This window comes from Streptomyces sp. 1114.5 (genome assembly GCF_003635085.1).
Lineage (GTDB): Bacteria > Actinomycetota > Actinomycetes > Streptomycetales > Streptomycetaceae > Kitasatospora.
In genome coordinates this window covers 1,488,477-1,505,262 of the sequence record NZ_RBXE01000001.1, presented here as the reverse complement: position 1 = coordinate 1,505,262, position 16,786 = coordinate 1,488,477, and the positions used below count along the sequence as shown (strand labels likewise).

The 16,786-nt window shown below is 73.7% G+C and carries 15 protein-coding genes; 5 read left to right on the top strand and 10 right to left on the bottom strand.

All coding sequences use genetic code 11. The features are described from left to right. Positions 1–144: 144 nt before the first annotated feature. Both BX285_RS06535 and BX285_RS39135 read right to left on the bottom strand, forming a co-directional pair. A complete protein-coding gene (locus tag BX285_RS06535) occupies positions 145–918 on the bottom strand; it encodes an isocitrate lyase/phosphoenolpyruvate mutase family protein (RefSeq protein WP_121174671.1) in 774 nt (257 codons plus the stop codon). A gap of 89 nt (positions 919–1,007) precedes the next feature. Continuing rightward, a complete protein-coding gene (locus BX285_RS39135) occupies positions 1,008–2,423 on the bottom strand; it encodes a hypothetical protein (RefSeq protein ID WP_310794185.1) in 1,416 nt (471 codons plus the stop codon). Between the two features lie 64 nt (positions 2,424–2,487). On the opposite strand from BX285_RS39135, the gene BX285_RS06520 reads away from it, so the two are divergent. After that, entirely contained in the window at positions 2,488–3,318 is an 831-nt protein-coding gene (locus tag BX285_RS06520; RefSeq protein ID WP_121174670.1) for a helix-turn-helix transcriptional regulator, read from the top strand. A 35-nt stretch (positions 3,319–3,353) separates the two neighbouring features. Here BX285_RS06520 and BX285_RS06515 read toward each other — a convergent pair whose 3' ends face one another. The 3 genes from BX285_RS06515 to BX285_RS37850 all read right to left on the bottom strand — a co-directional run bounded on the left by BX285_RS06515 (position 3,354) and on the right by BX285_RS37850 (position 7,346). Continuing rightward, a complete protein-coding gene (locus BX285_RS06515) occupies positions 3,354–3,857 on the bottom strand; it encodes a DinB family protein (RefSeq protein WP_097237058.1) in 504 nt (167 codons plus the stop codon). 86 nt (positions 3,858–3,943) lie between these two features. Then, a complete protein-coding gene (locus tag BX285_RS06510; RefSeq protein ID WP_121174669.1) occupies positions 3,944–4,741 on the bottom strand; it encodes a VOC family protein in 798 nt (265 codons plus the stop codon). Positions 4,742–4,883: 142 nt separating this feature from the next. Beyond that, a complete protein-coding gene (locus BX285_RS37850; RefSeq protein ID WP_220783902.1) occupies positions 4,884–7,346 on the bottom strand; it encodes a terpene synthase family protein in 2,463 nt (820 codons plus the stop codon). 548 nt (positions 7,347–7,894) lie between these two features. On the opposite strand from BX285_RS37850, the gene BX285_RS06495 reads away from it, so the two are divergent. Next, the gene (locus tag BX285_RS06495) at positions 7,895–8,539 is read left to right on the top strand and encodes an HhH-GPD-type base excision DNA repair protein (RefSeq protein ID WP_097237055.1); all 645 of its coding nucleotides are present in this window, start codon (positions 7,895–7,897) and stop codon (positions 8,537–8,539) included. A 54-nt stretch (positions 8,540–8,593) separates the two neighbouring features. On the opposite strand, the gene BX285_RS06490 is transcribed toward BX285_RS06495, so the two are convergent. Continuing rightward, positions 8,594–8,815, bottom strand: coding sequence for a KTSC domain-containing protein (locus tag BX285_RS06490; RefSeq protein ID WP_121174668.1), 222 nt, complete (start codon positions 8,813–8,815; stop codon positions 8,594–8,596). 66 nt (positions 8,816–8,881) lie between these two features. Beyond that, a complete protein-coding gene (locus tag BX285_RS06485) occupies positions 8,882–10,393 on the bottom strand; it encodes an MFS transporter (RefSeq protein WP_097240125.1) in 1,512 nt (503 codons plus the stop codon). A 97-nt stretch (positions 10,394–10,490) separates the two neighbouring features. On the opposite strand from BX285_RS06485, the gene BX285_RS06480 reads away from it, so the two are divergent. Next, positions 10,491–11,459, top strand: coding sequence for a YafY family protein (locus BX285_RS06480; RefSeq protein WP_179852815.1), 969 nt, complete (start codon positions 10,491–10,493; stop codon positions 11,457–11,459). 49 nt (positions 11,460–11,508) lie between these two features. Here the strand turns inward: BX285_RS06480 and BX285_RS06475 are convergent, their stop codons facing one another. Together BX285_RS06475 and BX285_RS06470 are read right to left on the bottom strand one after the other, a co-directional pair. Beyond that, positions 11,509–12,444 (bottom strand): hypothetical protein, encoded by a 936-nt coding sequence (locus BX285_RS06475; protein ID WP_143685756.1) that lies wholly within the window; start codon positions 12,442–12,444, stop codon positions 11,509–11,511. A gap of 1 nt (position 12,445) precedes the next feature. Beyond that, positions 12,446–12,964, bottom strand: coding sequence for a YbhB/YbcL family Raf kinase inhibitor-like protein (locus tag BX285_RS06470; RefSeq protein WP_097237051.1), 519 nt, complete (start codon positions 12,962–12,964; stop codon positions 12,446–12,448). Positions 12,965–13,056: 92 nt separating this feature from the next. Here BX285_RS06470 and BX285_RS06465 point away from each other — a divergent pair, with 92 nt between their 5' ends. Next, the gene (locus BX285_RS06465) at positions 13,057–13,797 is read left to right on the top strand and encodes a rhomboid family intramembrane serine protease (protein ID WP_121174667.1); all 741 of its coding nucleotides are present in this window, start codon (positions 13,057–13,059) and stop codon (positions 13,795–13,797) included. A gap of 95 nt (positions 13,798–13,892) precedes the next feature. Then, positions 13,893–15,059: a hypothetical protein gene (locus BX285_RS06460; protein ID WP_121174666.1), complete on the top strand. Its 1,167-nt coding sequence runs from the start codon at positions 13,893–13,895 to the stop codon at positions 15,057–15,059. Positions 15,060–15,078: 19 nt separating this feature from the next. On the opposite strand, the gene BX285_RS06455 is transcribed toward BX285_RS06460, so the two are convergent. Beyond that, positions 15,079–16,635, bottom strand: coding sequence for a helicase HerA-like domain-containing protein (locus tag BX285_RS06455; protein WP_121174665.1), 1,557 nt, complete (start codon positions 16,633–16,635; stop codon positions 15,079–15,081). Positions 16,636–16,786 lie beyond the last annotated feature (151 nt).

Below are 16,786 nucleotides of genomic sequence, written 5' to 3'. Positions count from 1 at the left end.
GGCTGCGGGTGCGGACGTCCGAAGCAGGGTGGGGACGGCGTCTTCCTCAGCGGCGTCCGGCTGATCCTGGACGGGATCGAAGCCTCCTGGTCCGCGCGCACCGCCGACCTTCCGGACTGATCTCGCCTCCCCCCTCCCCCCGGACTAGCGCTCGTTCAGCGCCTGCACCTCCGCGTACCCGGGCGCCGGCCCCACCGGCTCGCCCGCCGCGACGGCCGCCGCCGTGGCCACCGCCGCCGCCAGCGCCGAGCGGTACAGCAGCGAACCGAGGCTGACCCGGGCCACCCCGAGCCCGGCCAGCTCGGCCAGGCCAGGGCCGGTCGGCGTCAGGAGGATGTTGAGCGGGAGGCCGACCGCGCCGACCAGCCGGGCGATCACCGCCGGCTCGGCCAGCCAGGGAACGAACACGCCGTCCGCGCCCGCCTCCCGGTACGCGGCCAGGCGTCGAAGCGTCTCCGGCTCGGGGTCGTCCTGCCCGGACCGGTAGGTGTCGGTACGGGCGTTCACGAACAGCTCCGGCACGGCCGCCTTCACCGCCGCGACCTTCGCCGCGTGGACCGCGACCGGCGTCAGCGTGCCGTCCGCCCGAGCGTCCTCCAGGTTGATGCCGACCGCTCCGGCCTGCGCCAACTCGACGGCCAGCGCGGCGACTTCGTCCGGGTCATCACTGAAGCCGGACTCCGCGTCGACGGTGAGCAGGAAGTCCCCGCCACCGAGCCGGCGCGCCAGCCGTACGGTCTCCGCACGGGTGGCGGCGGCACCGTCGGGCAACCCGGCGGCAGCCGCCACGCCCAGGCTGGTGGTGCCGATCGCGAGGTGGCCGGCGGCGGCGAGGGAGGCGGCCGAGGCGTGGTCCCAGGCGTTGGGGAGCAGCAGCGGGCGGCCGGGGCGGTGGTGCAGGGCGGCGAAGGGGGTCATGGCAGGGCCTCCTGGGCGTGGACGGTCGAGGGTTGCGGGGTCTTACGGCCTACGGGGGTTCCTACGGCCTGCGGGGTTCACCTGTGGGGTCATGCGCTTCCCTCGGCCTCGGGCTCCACCGACCCCACCGGCCGCAGGTCCCCCACGGAGTCCGCGTAATACCCGGACTCGGAGACGTGGCGGACGATCCGCCGGAAGCTCCAGCCCGTGCCCGGCGAGTCGCCCAGGTACGCGTACGGCAGGGCGGCCACCCGGCGGGCCCAGATCCCGGCCAGCCGGGTGAGGCGGCTGCGCGCCTCGTCGAGGTCGGCGGCGGTGAACGGGGCGAGGTCGGCCGGGGTGGTGACGTTGGAGGCGTGCCAGTGGTCGGGTTCGGTCGGTTCGCCGGCCAGCCGGGCCTCCAATTCCGCCAGATGGTCGAGGAGATGGTCGGCGACACGGCGAACAGCCTTGTGCGGCGTGTAAGTTCGCCCGTCGGCGTTGACGACCGGGCGGCCGTCCCAGTTGGTCCAGGTGGCGGCCAGAGCAAGTACATGCGCGACCATCTCCGGTACCAGCAAGGCGAGTTCGGCCTTGTCGACGTCGGCGCCGCGCCCGGTCGGCGCGTCGGAGTCAGCGGGATCCCGGTCCGCCGCTTCAAGGTCCGCAGGATCGGAGGCCCCGAACAGGATGCCCTCCGCGATGGCCAGGGCATGCGAGCGGCCCGGGCAGAGCCGCGGCGGCGCGCCGAAGGTGAGCGCCACACCGTCCGGCGCTTCCGCCTGCGCGGCCGCGAGGTCCAGCACCACGTGCGTCCCGGCCGGTACGGCGACCCCGCCGACCTCGGTCGCCCGGGCCGCGAGGCGGCGCATCACCCGCAACGGCGGGTCCTCCCGCAGCACGGCGGCCAGTCCGCCCCCGTTCCGGCGGGCCACGTCGACCAGTGCGGCGGTGGCGTCGCAGGCCTGGACGAGCAGGCCGATCCGGTTGGCGGCCGCCTCCCCGTCCGGCTCCCCGACCGGCTCCTCGTCCGGTTCCCCGTCCGCCTCCCCGTCCGGGCCTCCCATGGCGGGCAGCAGCCGAGCCACCGCCGCGTCCGCCTCCGGGTCCTCCCGCGCGCCCGACCTGCCCACCCCCTCCGACGCGTCCGCGAAGTACGCCCGGGCGACCGTCGCGACGTCCCGCGCCACGGCCTCCGGGTCGGCCAGGCCGAGCGCCGCGGCGAGCACCCGGACCGCCCGCAGCCGTACGTCGGGGTCGAAGCCGCCCGCCGCGGCCACCCGAAGCGCGGCCGGGTCCAACCGTTCCAGGTCGGCCAGGACCAGCGCCCGGCGCCGGGCGTGCGGCTCGCCCGCGGAGAACCGGGCGACGGAGGCCCGCAACCAGGCCACTCCGGCGGCCGCGCCCGCTGCCACCGGCGCCGCCGGCAGCGGGACCAGCGCCGGGTCGGCCAGGGCCGCCGTGACGTCGTCGTAGTGGGAGAAAGTCAGGGTTGCGGAGCCGGAGGCAACCGTCGGTTCGTTCATGCCGCCATCGTGGTCCCGGATCGTTTCGGCCCCCACCGAACTGTGCCGGGGCGACGATGGAGCCATGCCTCCGCAACCCGGCCCCACCCGCCGCCCAACTCGCCCCACCCCGGCTGCCCGCCACGGCGGCAGTCCGCTCGCCGCCCTCGCCGCCCTGCTCGCCGACCCCACCCGAGCCGCGTTCTGCGACGCACTGCTCGACGGCCGCGCCTGGACGGCCGGTGAGCTGGCCCGGCACGCGCGCGTGGCACCGTCCACGGCCAGCGAGCACCTGTCCCGGCTGATCGCGGGCGGGCTGCTCGCCGAGGAACGACAGGGCCGGCACCGGTACGTCCGGCTGGCCACGCCCGCGGTGGCCACACTGCTGGAAGACCTCACCGCCTTCGCCGAGTCCGGCAACAGCGGCAACGGCGGTCCCAGCGGCAACAGCAGCGGCAGCAGCGGCACCCGCCCGCCCCGCAGCCTGGGCGAGGCCGGTCGGCTGAGCGCCGAGGCCCGCGCCCGCACCTGCTACGACCACCTCGCCGGCCGCCTCGGCGTGGCCGTCGCCGACGCGCTGCTCGCCCGCGGCCTGGTCACCGACGACACCGGGCTCACCGACACCGCCCTCACCGACACCGCCCTCGCCGTCACCGAACGCGGCCACGCCTGGCTGGCCGCCCAAGCGATCGAGCTGCCACCGCGCGCGGTCCACCGCGGCGGTCGCCCCCTGGTGCGCATCTGCCTGGACTGGACGGAACGCCGCAACCACCTCGGCGGCGCACTGGGCGCGGCACTCTGCCGAGCGGCCCTGGACCGCGCCTGGGTGGAGCGGATCGGCTCCGGCCGCGCCCTACGGGTGACCGCGGACGGCGGCCGGGCGCTGCACGAACTCCTCGGCGTGGACGTCCCCTGACGCCACGGCCCGCGCTCCCCCCTCAGCCCATCGACTCAGCCCATCGACTTCGCCCCGTCCAGCGACTCCCGGATGATGTCCGCGTGCCCGGCGTGCTGCGAGGTCTCGGCGATCAGGTGCAGCACCACCCGCCGGGCCGACCAGGCCGTACCCGGCGGGAACCACGGCGCCGGCGGCAGCGGGTGGGCGAGGTCGAGGTCGGGCAGGGTCCGGATCAGTTCGTCCGTGTGGCGCGCCACCCGCTCGAACTCGGCGAGCAGTCCGGCCAGCGTCTCGCCGTCCGCCATCCGGAACTGGGCCGCCCAGGCGTCGGGATCACCCGGGTTGCTGTCCCCGGCCCGCATCGCCTCCGCGCCGCCGGTCATGAACCGCGCCCAGCGCGCCTCCACCGCCGCCACGTGCTTGATCAGTCCGCCCAGGCACAGCTCGCTGGCCGTGGTGCGCTCGGCCGCCTGCGCGTCGGTGAGGTCGCGCACGGTGCGCCGCAGCAGGCCGCGGTGCTTGTCCAGCGTCTCGACCAGGTCCTCGCGCTCGCCCATCAGCCGCTCCTCATCAGTCGCACCCCGTCACACCCGTCCTCCCCGGCGAGCGGCCCCCGCCAAACGGATCCAGCACCCGGCCCCCGTCACACGTCCACCGTCTTCGGCTGCTCGCCGACCGTCCGCCCCAGGTCGATCAGCCCGAACGCCGCGCCCTGCGGGTCGCCGACCGCCGCGAACCGGCCGAACGGGCTGTCCATCGGCCCGAAGTACACCTTGCCGCCGCGCGCCGTCAGCCGCTCGATCGCGGCGTCGGTGTCGTCCACGGCGAAGTAGACGCTGATGTACGAGGGCGCCTCCGGCGGCAGGAAGTCGCCCTCCGCGCCCATCCGGCCCAGCACCGGCCGGTCGCCGATCTGGAACATCCGGTAGTCGAACTCCTCGGAGTCCATCTTCCTCACGCCGTACGGGAAGACCGCCGGGAAGAAGGCGTCGGCCTTGGCCGGCTCCCGGGTGACCAGTTCCGCCCAGCTGTACGCGCCGGGCTCGCCCTGCTTCTCGAAGCCGGTGTGGCGCCCGGCCTGCCAGACGCCGAACACCACGCCGCCCGGGTCCTTGGCGATCACCATCGTGCCGAAGTCGCCGACCTGCATCGGCCCCATGACCACCTCGCCGCCGTTGGCGCGGATCCGCGCGGCGGTGGCGCCGGCATCGGGCGAGGCGAGGTACAGGCACCAGGCGGACTGCACCTCGTCGCCGGGCATCGGCGGGACGACCGCGGCGACCGCCTTGCCGTCCGAGTACGCCTGCGTGTAGTTGCCGAACTCCGACGAGCTCTCGCCGAAGGTCCAGCCCAGCACGTCACCGTAGAAGGCCTTCGCGCCCTCCACGTCGGTGAACATCGCGTCGGCCCAACAGGGTGTGCCCTCAGGTAGCGCAGCCATCTCTCAGCCCTCGTCCGTGGCGAAGTGCGCGCGCCGGGAGGCGCACGCGCGGCCCCCGACTCGCCAGCCTAGCCACGACGCGGCGCACCCGCGCGGGGATGCCGCCCGGGTGCGCCGCGTACTCCTGCCGGGCGCCGGCCACTCAGTGCGTCGGCACCGCCCCACTCACCGGCGGCCGCAGCGAAGCCGTCCCCAGACCGGTCGGACCGAACGGAACCGCCGGACCCCGCGCAGTTGCCGGGCCCGTCGGACCCGCCGCAGGAACTCCCTGCGCCCCCGCCCGCCGGGCCGCCACCGCCGCCGCGAGGTCCCGCTCCACGCCGAAGTTCCGCCGCAGGTCCTCCTCGCCGTACCGGCGGCAGCCCTCGTGCCAGCTCAGGATGCCCGCGAGCCAGTTCTCCAGCTCCTTCACGTACCCGCCGAGCAGCTCCCGAGCCGCCGAATCCAGCCCGAAGTCCTCGTACATGACCGGGAGTTCCTTCGCCGCGACGTGCTGGAACTGGCCCAGCCGCGAGTGCATCAGGTCGTCGACGATCCGGACGGCCGCCGGGTAGTCGCAGCCGAAGAAGTTCTGCACCACCAGGACGACGTTGTGCAGCTCGCCCTCGTACTCGACCTCCTTCTGGTACGAGAAGAGGTCGTTCATCATGGTCGCGTAGTCCGCGGCGGAGTTCTCCAGGGCGCGCATCGAGCCGTGCCGGTACACGTCCTCGGGGACGGTCTGCCCGTGGCCGAGGCGGCAGAGGCCCGCGGTGAGGTCGGAGCCGAAGGTGACGCGGCGCATTTCGAGGTAGTCCACCGGGTCCGGGATCCGGTGCTGGATCCGGTTGGCCAGCTCCCAGACCCAGCTCGCCATCATGGACTCCACCGACGTCCGGAACCGGGCCCTGGCCTCGACGGTCATCGGGCCGGCGGTGCGCTCCCAGAGGTCGGCGAGCCCGCGTTCCAGCGCGTTGGCGGGCTCCGGCGCGGGGCTGCCGTCCACCGGCATGAACAGCGACAGCCGCTCGTTGGCGTGCTTGGCGCCGGCCAGGTCGCGGGTACGGCCGAAAGCCGCCGGGTAGTAGTCGTCGGCCCAGGTGCCCCACGCCAACCAGGCGCTGTCGAGGTCGAGTTGGTCGGCGGTGGCGTCCGGGTGGAGGCCGGCGGCGCAGAGCGCGAGGTCGTAGTCACGCATCGACTCGGCGTCCCAGATGCCGGAGCCGGGCAGGGCCGGGTCCGCCTCCAGCAGGCCCATCCGCCCGGCCCACTCGACCACCCGCTCCCGGGCGCCGTCCAGGTGCGGGCTGAGCGTGAGCTTGAACGGCAGCCGGAACTCGGGCAGTCGGGACGGTCCGACGGCCTGGAACGGCACGTGCGCGTGCGAGCGCACCCGCCGCTCGGTCGGGCCGGCCCCGCGCTTCGCCGCCTTCCCCTCCGCCGCCGCAGCCGCCGCGCCGGCCGTCGCCCCACTGCGCAGGATGTCCAGCGCCGAGGTCCCGATCCCCCCGATCGCATACTGGTCCCACCAGTTGCCGGCACCCGGCAACCCCGGCAGCCCGGTCAGACCCGCCGCCCCCACCTGCTCTCCGCCCGACCCGGGCGCCACCGCACCGCCCGAACCGGCCGCCGCCCCACCGCCATTCATGTACCGGCTGGACCGCATGTGCCACTCGTGCCCGCCGGCCTGCCAGTCCTGCAGCCCCTTGACGTACGCCATGACCCTCGCCCGGTCCTCCGGGCCGATCCCGGTCTCCGCGAACAGCACCGGCAGCTCGGTGAACACGGTGTTCTCGAACTGCTGGAGCCGCGAGGTGAGCAGGTCGTTGACCGCGTCGGCGGCCTCCTGGGTGCTGCACTCCAGGAAGCGCTCCAGCACCAGGATGCCGTTGCTCAACTCCCCCTCGTCCTCGACCTCCCGCTGGTACGAGAAGATGTCGTTGCGCAGGTGCACGCCGTCGGAGAAGGCGTCCATCAGCACCCGCAACGCGCGCGTGCCGGACACCTCCTTCGGCACCTCGGCGCCCGCCGCGTACTCGACCAGCTGGGCGGACCACGGCGCACCGCCGACCTTGCGGCGCATCTCGATGTACTCGACCGGGTTGGCGACCCGGCCGGCGTCGATGTTGGCGAGCTCCCAGAGCGACTCGTTCAGCAGGTTGCGGGTGCTCTCGGCGAACCGGAGCCGCCAGTCCTCGCCCATCGCCGGCACGGTGCGCCGCCACAGGTCGGCCAGGCCCGCCTCGACCGGGTTCTCCGGCTCGGGCGTCGGGGTGGCCGGGTCGGCCGGCATGAACAGCGGCAGCCGGTCGAGGTGCGCCTTGCCCGCCTCGCGGTCGTTGGTGCGCTTGTACATGTCGAGGAAGTGGTCGTCGAAGAAGAAGACCCAGACGTACCAGTCGGTCACCAGCGACAGCGCCTCGGCGGAGGCGTCGGGGTGGGTGTAGGCGCAGAGCAGGCCGTAGTCGTGCGCCTCCAGATCGGCCTGGTCCCAGATCCCGGAGCCTTCCAGCATGCCCATCTCCCGGGCCCAGCCGGTGCTATGGGCCCGCGCCTCCTCCAGATGCGGATTGAGGCGCGCCGGGTGCGGCATGTAGAAGGACGGCAGTTCGAACGGCTGGGTCACGGCGGGCGAGCCTTTCTGGACGCGTCGATTGGACCAAGAATGACCCGCCCCCCGCCCGCCACACCGGCACAACCGAAACAGTCATATGAGATGACCCACCAACCCCACCAAAACCACCCACCCAGCCGAGCGCACCTCACTCCCCACCCGCCCCTCCCTCATCACGCGCGCCACCCAGAGCACCAACGCCGCAGGGGCGGGCCGCGATCGGTCCGCCCCTGCGGGGTGGTCGGTGTGCGCCGGCGGTCAGGCTGCCGGGCCGAGGGCCGCGAGGCCGCGAGGCCGCGACCGGGCGAGGCAGACGAGCGGGAAGCGGGTGTGCTGCGGCCCGCGACGGATGCGACAGCCGCGGGCGGAATGCGGGCAAAAAATATTCCGCACTGCCCCCTCCGAATCCCCAACAACCGCTCCGCCAACGAACAAAGCAGGCACGGCAAGGCCCGGAACACCAAGAGTTCCCCCGGTACGGGCGTGTTGACCGCCTCCGCCCAGGTCGCGTCCTCCAGACTGGGCGCCGACCCGACGTCAACTCCGAGGAGGGCAAGCCCATGAACGTCACCGTTCGGCTCGCACAGCAGCCCGAGGCCGACGAACTGCTCGGACGGAGTGCACTCGCCGCGCTCGTCGGCATGCTGCTCGACCAACAGGTGCCGATGGAGTGGGCGTTCACCGGCCCGCTGACCATCGCGCAGCGCCTCGGCCGGGACGACCTGGACGCCCACGAGATCGCCACCTACAACCCGGAGGAGTTCGTCGCGCTCCTGTCCGCCAAACCCGCCGTCCACCGCTACCCCGCCGCGATGGCCAAACGGGTCCAGCAGCTCTGCCAGTTCCTCGTCGCGCAGTACGACGGCGACGCCGCCGCGCTGTGGAAGAACGTGCGCACCGGCAAGGAACTGCTGAGCCGCCTCAACGCCCTGCCCGGCTTCGGCAAGCAGAAGTCGCAGATCTTCCTCGCCCTGCTCGGCAAGCAGTACGGCGTACGGCCCGAGGGCTGGCGCGAGGCGGCCGGCGCGTATGGCGAGGAGGGCGCGCACCGCTCGGTCGCCGACATCACCGGCCCCGAATCCCTCATCCTGGTACGGGAGTTCAAGCAGGAGATGAAGCGCGTTGCGAAGGAGGCCAAGGCGGCCGCCAAGCCGCGCACCGTCGGCCGGGCGACGACCACCCCCGCCGCGACCGGCGCACGCTGAAACGGTTGCCCCCACCCGCGGAGCCCAGCGCACCCGCGCCGAGGACGGCGGCGGCTACCGGCCGGCCCCCGCGCGCCGGTAGGCGTACTGCCCGCGGATCCGCCGGACGAAGTACCGCCCACGGCTCGGCGCCGCCAGCAACTCCCGGTGCACCCGGGCGGGTACGTCCGCGTAGACGTACACCCCACCGCCGGTGAACTCCAGCTCCAACCGCCGCGCCACCGGGTCGTAGCCGACCGAGCGCAGCACCGAGGAGTCCACCGCCGTACGGTCCACCGCCCCAGTGTGCGACGGCGGCCCCGGCCGCGCACGGCGACCGGGGCCCACACAGAGCGCGCGACGTCAGACCAGGGCGCTCTCCCGCGCCACCGCGGCACCCTCGACGGCGGAACCCTCCGCCACCGCACCGTCCGAGCCGCCCGCACCGACCGCCCCGCGCCGCTTGGGCAGCGCGAGCATCAGCAGGAACACCGCCACCAGCACCCCCACCACCCACCACAGCGCGTGCACGAAGGCCCCGCCGAACGCCGTCCCGACCGCCTCCGGCGCGACCACGTCGTCCATCGCCCCGAAGAAGGCCACCGACACCAGCCCGAGCCCGAGCGCGTTCCCGACCTGCTGAACGGTGTTGATCAGCCCGGACGCCGAACCCGCGTGCTCACGCGGCACCTCCGCCAGCACCGCGTCCGTGATCGGCGCGACGATCAGCCCCATGCCGAGGCCCATCACCACCAGCGGCAGCGCCATCTGCCAAGGCGTGATCGCCGTCCCGTACCGGTCCGCCTCCCAGATGTAGGTGAGCACGCCGGCCGCCATCACCAGGGCGCCCGCCTGCAGCACCTTCCGCCCGAACCGCGGCACCAGCTTCTGCACCGACAGCCCCGCCGCCATGGAGACCGCGATCGAGAACGGAATGCCGGTCGCACCGGCCTTGAGCGGGCTCCAGCCCAGGCCGATCTGCATGTAGAGGGTCCAGACCAGGAAGAAGATGCCGAGCGCGACGCCGAAGGCCAGCTGCACGCAGATCCCGGCCGCGAAGGACTTCACCCGGAACAGCGCCAGTTCCACCAGCGGCGAGCCGTCCCGCCGCGTCTTGACCTTCTCGTACACGACGAAGAGCGCGAACACCGGCAGGCTGCCGGCCATCGACAGGTACCCCCAGAGCGGCCAGCCGGCCTCGCGTCCGTGCGTCAGCGGGTAGATCAGCATCAGCAGGCCGAGGCTGGCGAGGGCCACGCCGACCAGGTCGAGCTTCAGCGCGTGGTCGGCCTTGGATTCGTCGATGAAGCGGCGTCCGAGCAGCAGGCCGGCGATGCCGACCGGCAGGTTGATCAGGAAGATCGGCCGCCAGGCCAGGCCGAACAGGTCCCACTCGGTGAGCAGCGCCCCGATCATCGGACCGGAGACGGCGCCCAGCCCGACCACCGCGCCGAACATGCCGAACACCTTGCCCCGCTCCTCCGCCGGGAAGGTCGCGTGGATGATCGACAGCACCTGCGGCACCATCAGCGCCGCCGTCCCGCCCTGCAGCAGCCGCGTCGCGACCAGCATCTCCGGGCCGGAGGCCAGCCCGCAGAGCGCGGAGGCCGCCGTGAAGCCGCCGATCCCGATCAGGAACAGCCGCTTGCGGCCGTAGATGTCGCCCAGCCGCCCGCCGGTGATCAGGCCGATCGCGAAGGCCAGGGCGTAGCCGCCGGTGACCCACTGCACGGCGCTGAAGGAGGCGCCGGTGTCCGCCTGGATGCTGGGGATGGCGATGTTGACGATGGTGACGTCCACCAGGTCCATGAAGGAGGCCACCATCACGATCGCCAGCGCGATCCACCTCCGCCGGTCGGCTGTCGCCGCGCCCATTCCGTACTCCTCGCTCGTGCCCACCTTGTCCACGAGCCCGACGGTACGGGCCATCTAGGTCAGAAGCTGTCCCAGTTCGTCCGGCATGCTGGACGGCATGACCGACACCCCGGCACGGCTGCTGAACCTGCTGTCCCTGCTGCAGACCCCGCGCGAGTGGCCCGGCAGCGAACTCGCCGAACGGCTCGGCGTCAGCCCCCGCACCATCCGGCGCGACATCGACCGACTGCGCGACCTCGGCTACCCGGTGCAGGCCACCATGGGCGTGGTCGGCGGCTACCGCCTGGTCGCGGGCACCGCGATGCCGCCGCTGCTGCTGGACGACGAGGAGGCGGTGGCCATCGCGGTCGGGCTGCGGGCCGCGGCCGGGCACGCGGTGGTCGGCATCGAGGAGGCCTCGGTACGGGCGCTCGGCAAACTGCTCCAGGTGCTGCCGAGCCGGCTGCGGCACCGGGTCGGGACGCTCAACACCGCCACCGTGCCGCTGCTCACCGGGGACGGCCCGACCGTCGACCCTGAAGAGCTCACCCTGCTCGCGGGCGCCGTCACCAACCACGAACGCCTGCGCTTCGCCTACCGCGCCCGCGACGGCGCCGAGACCCGGCGCAACGTCGAGCCCGAACGCCTGGTCTCCACCGGACGCCGCTGGTACCTGATCGGCTACGACCTGGACCGCGAGGACTGGCGGCTCTTCCGGGTCGACCGGCTGAGCGAACCCTTCGCCACCGGAGCCCGCTTCACCCCGCGCCCGCTCCCCGCCGAGGACGCCGCCGGGTTCGTCGCGAGCAGACTGCGCCGCCGGTCGCAGGTCCACACCATGGTGGCCACCGTCCACCGCTCCGCCGCCGAGGTCGACGGCCGGATGCCCTGGACCAGGGACTTCGAGATCGAGCCGATCGACGACCACCGCTGCCGCCTGCGCTCCCGGGCGGACTCCCTGAAGTGGCTGGCGGCCGGACTGCTCATGCTGGACTGCGAGTTCGAGGTGCACGAGCCCCCGGAGCTGCGCGCACACCTGCGCACCCTCGCCGAACGCGCCGCCCGGGCAGCCGAACGGTCGGGCTGAGCCCCTGCCTGCGCAGCCGAACGGGCCCCCGCCCGAGCGGCCGGGAGCCCTACGCCTCGACCCGGTACCACCCGTTGCCGGACCGGAACCAGAGCACGCCGTCCCGGCCGTACGCGCGCTCCCGGTCCAGCTCCCCGGGCACGTCCACCCGCTGCCGGCCGACCTCCCGCCAGCCCTTGCGGCTCTCCCGTTCGCACCGGATCAGCTCGCCGTCGGGCCGCAGGAACACGGCCCGGTTCCCGGCGATCGCGAAGCCCACCGGCTGCCGGGCCGGCAGCCGCATGGCCGTCGGCTTCCCGGCGGTGAGGTCGATCCCGGTGAGGTGGCTGTTGTCCCCGTACCAGGCCAGCCAGGTCCGCCGCCCCTCGGTGGCGGCGGCCAGGCCCTCCAGCGGGTCGTCGGGCAGTTCCCCGACCGACGGCCGCCAGACCGTCCGCCCGGCGGAGTCCAGCCCGACCAGGCCGAACCGGCCGATCGGGTTGTCGCCGTAGTTGCCCTCGTCCCCGAAGGCCAGCCAGATCCGGCCGTCCCGGTCGGTGATCAACGCCCGGACGTCGTCGCCGAGTTGCAGCTCCCGGCCGGGTCGACCGTCGGGCCCGAACACCAGGCCGTTGCGCTCCCAGCCGTCCGCCGGCTCCTCGGCCCGGCGGCCGGCCAGCAGCACCCGGCCGCCCGGCAGCAGCGCCAGCAGGTCCGGCGAGACGCCGACCCCTTCGAGCGGCACCCGCCGCTCGCCCTGCGGGTCGTGCACCAGCACCTCGCCGTCGAAGGGCAGCACGGCGTACGGCCACGATCCGGCCGGAGCCGCGCACCGCTCCGGTACCACCAGGACGGCCAACTCCCCCTCCGGTCCGACCGTCCAGGTCAGGGCCCGGCTCCCGGCCCGCCACTCCTCCTCGGGCAGCCGCCAGACCTCGACCGGCGAACCAGGAAGGCCGGAACGGCCGGGAAGACCGGATCGGCCGGGACGACCAGGTGCCGACACGTCAGACCCCGTACTCCGCGGTCAGCAGCGCCCGACCGAGGGTGTGGAAGGTGAGGTGGAAGCCCACCTGCGCCGGCGGGGTGTCGGCGCTGACGTCCAGCTTCTCCACGTCCAGGGCGTGCACGGCGAAGACGTAGCGGTGCGGGGCACCGGGCGGCGGGGCGGCACCGTCGTAGCGGTTGCCCGGGAAGTCGTTGCGCCCGTGGAAGGAGGCCGCGCCCGGCAGGTCCTCGTCCGAGGATCCGGCGCCGCGCGGCAGTTCGGCGGTGTCGGCGGGGAGGTTCAGGGCGAGCCAGTGCCACCAGCCGGAGCCGGTGGGCGCGTCCGGGTCGTAGCAGGTGACGGCGATTCCGCGGGTGCCCTCCGGCAGGCCCGACCAGGACAGCTGCGGCGAGAGGTTGCCGCCGGCGTGGATGAACTCCCGGGCCAGCGTGCCGCCTTCGGTGATGTCCTGACTGGTCAGCTCGAAGGACGGCACCGGCGGCAGGAACTCGTACGGCAGCGGCGGGCGAACGGTCATGGGGTGGCCACCTCTCACGTCTCACGGTCGGAATGACACGGGTCACTGTAATGGGGTGCACGCCCGATCCGGCGGCCCCTACAGTCGAGGTCATGGCCTCGAACGACCGCAGCCGGGCGACGACCCCGCTCGACCCCGCCCAGATGATCGCCGACGCCCGCCGGGCGCTGTTCACCATGGTCGGGGTGCTGGCCGTGGTCTGGCTGATCCAACTGGTGAACTGGATGGACGACTACGACCTCGGCCGGCGCTTCGGCGTCGTCGCCCAGGATCCGAGCCGGCTGCCGAACATCGTCACCGCGCCCTTCCTGCACTGGAACTGGGCCCACCTGGAGGCCAACTCCGGCCCGCTGTTCGTCTTCGGCTTCCTGGCGGCCTACCGCGGGGTGAAGAAGTTCCTCGGCCTCACCCTGCTGGTGGCGCTGACCAGCGAGCTGACCGCCTGGGTCTTCGACCCGCCGAACACGGTCGGCGCCGGGGCCAGCGGCGTGGTGTTCGGCTACTTCGGCTACGTGGTGCTGCGCGGGGTCTTCGACCGCAACCTGGTGGACACCCTGATCGGCGTCGTCCTCGGCGCCTCCTTCGCCTACATGGTCACCAGCGCCCTGCCCGGCGTCGCCCCGGGCATCAGCTGGGCCGCCCACCTCGGCGGTCTGGTCGGCGGCCTGGCCGGCGCCTGGATCTTCCGCAACCGGACCCCGCGCACTCCACGCGCCAAGACCGCCAAGACCGCCACGGCCGCGGCGGCCCCCGGACCCACCACCACCGCCGCCACCGCCCCGGACAGCCCCAACGCCGCCCTGCTCAAGGAGCTCGACGACCTCGGCCTCTGAGCACGCCTCGCCCGCCCGGACCGTCAGGTATAGACCATTCCCACCCCTGCGGCTAGCGTGAACAGCGCACCTGCCCCCAGCCCCGGAGCCGCACCGTGGAGTCGTCCGTCCTCGCCTTCGCCACCGACCTGCTCGACGAGGGCGCCGACACCTTCTTCGGCAACCTCACCGACCGCGCCGGAGTCGGCGGCGTCACCCTCGCCGCGGTCTACCACGAGGCCCGCGACGTCTTCCCGCACAACCCCCGCCGGGTGATCCGCCACCTGGAGCCGGGCGCGGCGTACTTCCGCCCCGACCCGGGCGCCTGGCAGGGCCGCCGCCTGGTGCCCACGCCGTCCACCGCCCTCGGCGACCGCGACCCCTTCGCCGAGGCCACCGAGGAGGCCCGCCGCCGCGGCCTGAAGCTGCACGCCTGGACGGTCTTCTGCCACAACGACCGGCTCGGCTTCGTCCACCCGGACTGCGCCCCGGCCAACGCCTTCGGCGACCGCCACCTCACCGAGCTCTGCCCGGCGAACCCGGAGGTCCGCGAGTACGCGCTGACCCTGGTCGCCGAGCTGGCTCGGTACGGCGTGGACGCGATCCGCGCCGAGTCGCTGCACTTCCACGGGCTGCGCCACGGCCACCACCACGAGCGCTACTTCGAGGAGCTCGGCCCGATCACCGAGGCCCTGCTCGGCGTCTGCTTCTGCCCGCACTGCCGCGCCGCCGCCACCCGCGCCGGCGTCCCGGCCGAGGAGGCGGCCGAGGCGGTCCGCGCCGAGCTGCGCCGCCGGCTGGCCGACGAGTCCGCCGCCGCCGAGCCCGCCGACCTGAGCGCCCTCGCCGACGGCGCCTTCGCCGCGTACGTGGACGCCTCCGCCGCCACCGTCACCTCGCTGGCCGCCGAGCTGTCCGAGCAGGCCCGCCGCCACGGCATGCGGCTGACCTTCATGGACGGCGAGGGCCCCGGCAAGGGCTGGCTCGCCGGCATCGACCTGCCAGCCCTCGCCAAGGCCACCGACCGGATCGAGACGCTCGGCTACGCCAGGACGCCGGAGGCCGTCCGGGAGAAGATCGCCGCCTTCGCTCTCCACGGCGTCCGCCCGCAGGACCTGGCGGTGATCCTGCGCCCGATGTCGGCCGACTGCGACGGCCCGCAGAACCTCGCCGCCAAGATCGCCACCCTGCGCGAACTCGGCGTCCCCGAGGTCGAGTTCTACCACTACGGCCTGATGCGCCTGTCCTCCATGGACCGGATCGGCACCGCCCTCGCCGGCTGATCCCCAGGGCGGCGCCCGGTCACCGCCGCCGCTTGGACGTCCCGAACAGGCTGCGCGAGATCTCCTGCCCGAGCTGCCGCCCGGCCGAGCGCGCGAAGGACTTCACCGTCGGATTGCCCAGCAGCGATCCGAGCAGCCCGCCCACGCCCTCCTTCTGGCGCGGAGCCTCACGCGTCTCGGGTACGGACTGCTCGGGCTCCGCCGGCGTCGCCTCCGGCCGGGGCGCCCGCGCGGCGAGCTTCTCGTACGCCGACTCGCGGTCGATCGCGTCCCGGTAGCGCGCCGTCAGCGGCGAGGCGTCCACGGCCGCCCGCAGCTCCCCGTCCCCGACCGGCCCCATCAGCGACTGCGGCGCCCGCAGCCTGGTCGCCGCGACGGGCGTCGGCGCGCCCTTCTCGGACAGGACGGTCACCACCGCCTCCCCGGTGCCGAGCGAGGTCAGCACGGCGCTGAGGTCGTACGAGGAGCGCGGGAAGGTGGAGACGGTGGCCTTGAGCGCCTTGGCGTCGTCCGGGGTGAAGGCCCGCAGCGCGTGCTGCACCCGGTTGCCCAACTGCGCCAGCACGTCGGACGGGACGTCCCGCGGGGTCTGGGTCACGAAGAAGATGCCGACACCCTTGGACCGGATCAGCCGCACGGTCTGGGTGATCGCCTCCAGGAAGGCCTTGGAAGCGCCCTTGAACAGCAGGTGCGCCTCGTCGAAGAAGAACACCAGCTTGGGCTTGTCGGGGTCGCCGACCTCGGGCAGCTCCTGGTAGAGGTCGGCGAGCAGCCACATCAGGAAGGTGGAGAACAGCCGCGGCCGGTCCTGGACGGCGGGCAGCTCCAGCACCGAGACCACGCCCCGGCCGTCCGGGGTGGTCCGCAGCAGTTCGGCGGTGTCGAACTCGGGCTCGCCGAAGAACGCCCCGGCGCCCTCGTTCTCCAGCACGGTGAGCGCCCGCAGGATGACCCCGGCGGTGGCCGCCGAGAGGCCGCCGATGGTCCGCAGCTCCTCCTTGCCCTCGGGCGAGGCGAGGAAGGCGATCACCGCGGTGAGGTCCTTGAGGTCGTAGAGCTCCAGGCCCTTGCTGTCGGCATAGTGGAATACCAGGCTGAGCGAGGACTCCTGGGTCTCGTTCAGGTCGAGCACCTTGGCCAGCAGCAGCGGCCCGAAGCTGGTGACGGTGGCCCGGATCGGGATGCCCGCGCCCTGCCCGCCGAGCGCGTAGAACTCGGCGGGGCAGCCCTGCGGCGCCCACTGCTGCCCCACCTCGGCGGCCCGGGCGCCGGTGCGCTCGCTCGGCACGCCGGGCGCGGCGACGCCGGAGACGTCCCCCTTGATGTCGGCCAGGAACACGGGCACGCCCTGCCCGGAGAGCTGTTCGGCGATCAGCTGGAGGGTCTTGGTCTTGCCGGTGCCGGTGGCCCCGGCGACCAGGCCGTGCCGGTTGAGCACGCCCAGCGGGATGCGCACCGGGGCGTCCGGGTACGCGGTGCCGTCGAGCAGCACCGCGCCGAGGTCGAGGGCGGGCCCGGTGAAGGCGTACCCGTCGGCGATCTCCCGGACGGCCGCAGGGGTGGGGGCGGAGGACATCGGTGCACACTCCCGGACGGATCAGAGCGCTTCGGAACTCTTCAGCACGCTTCGGAACGCTTCGGAACACTTCGACATCGGAACCGGAGCCCGCTCGGCACCGGCCGATGTTCGCGACATTTCCCATCAAACAGCCGCATTCGGCCACCCG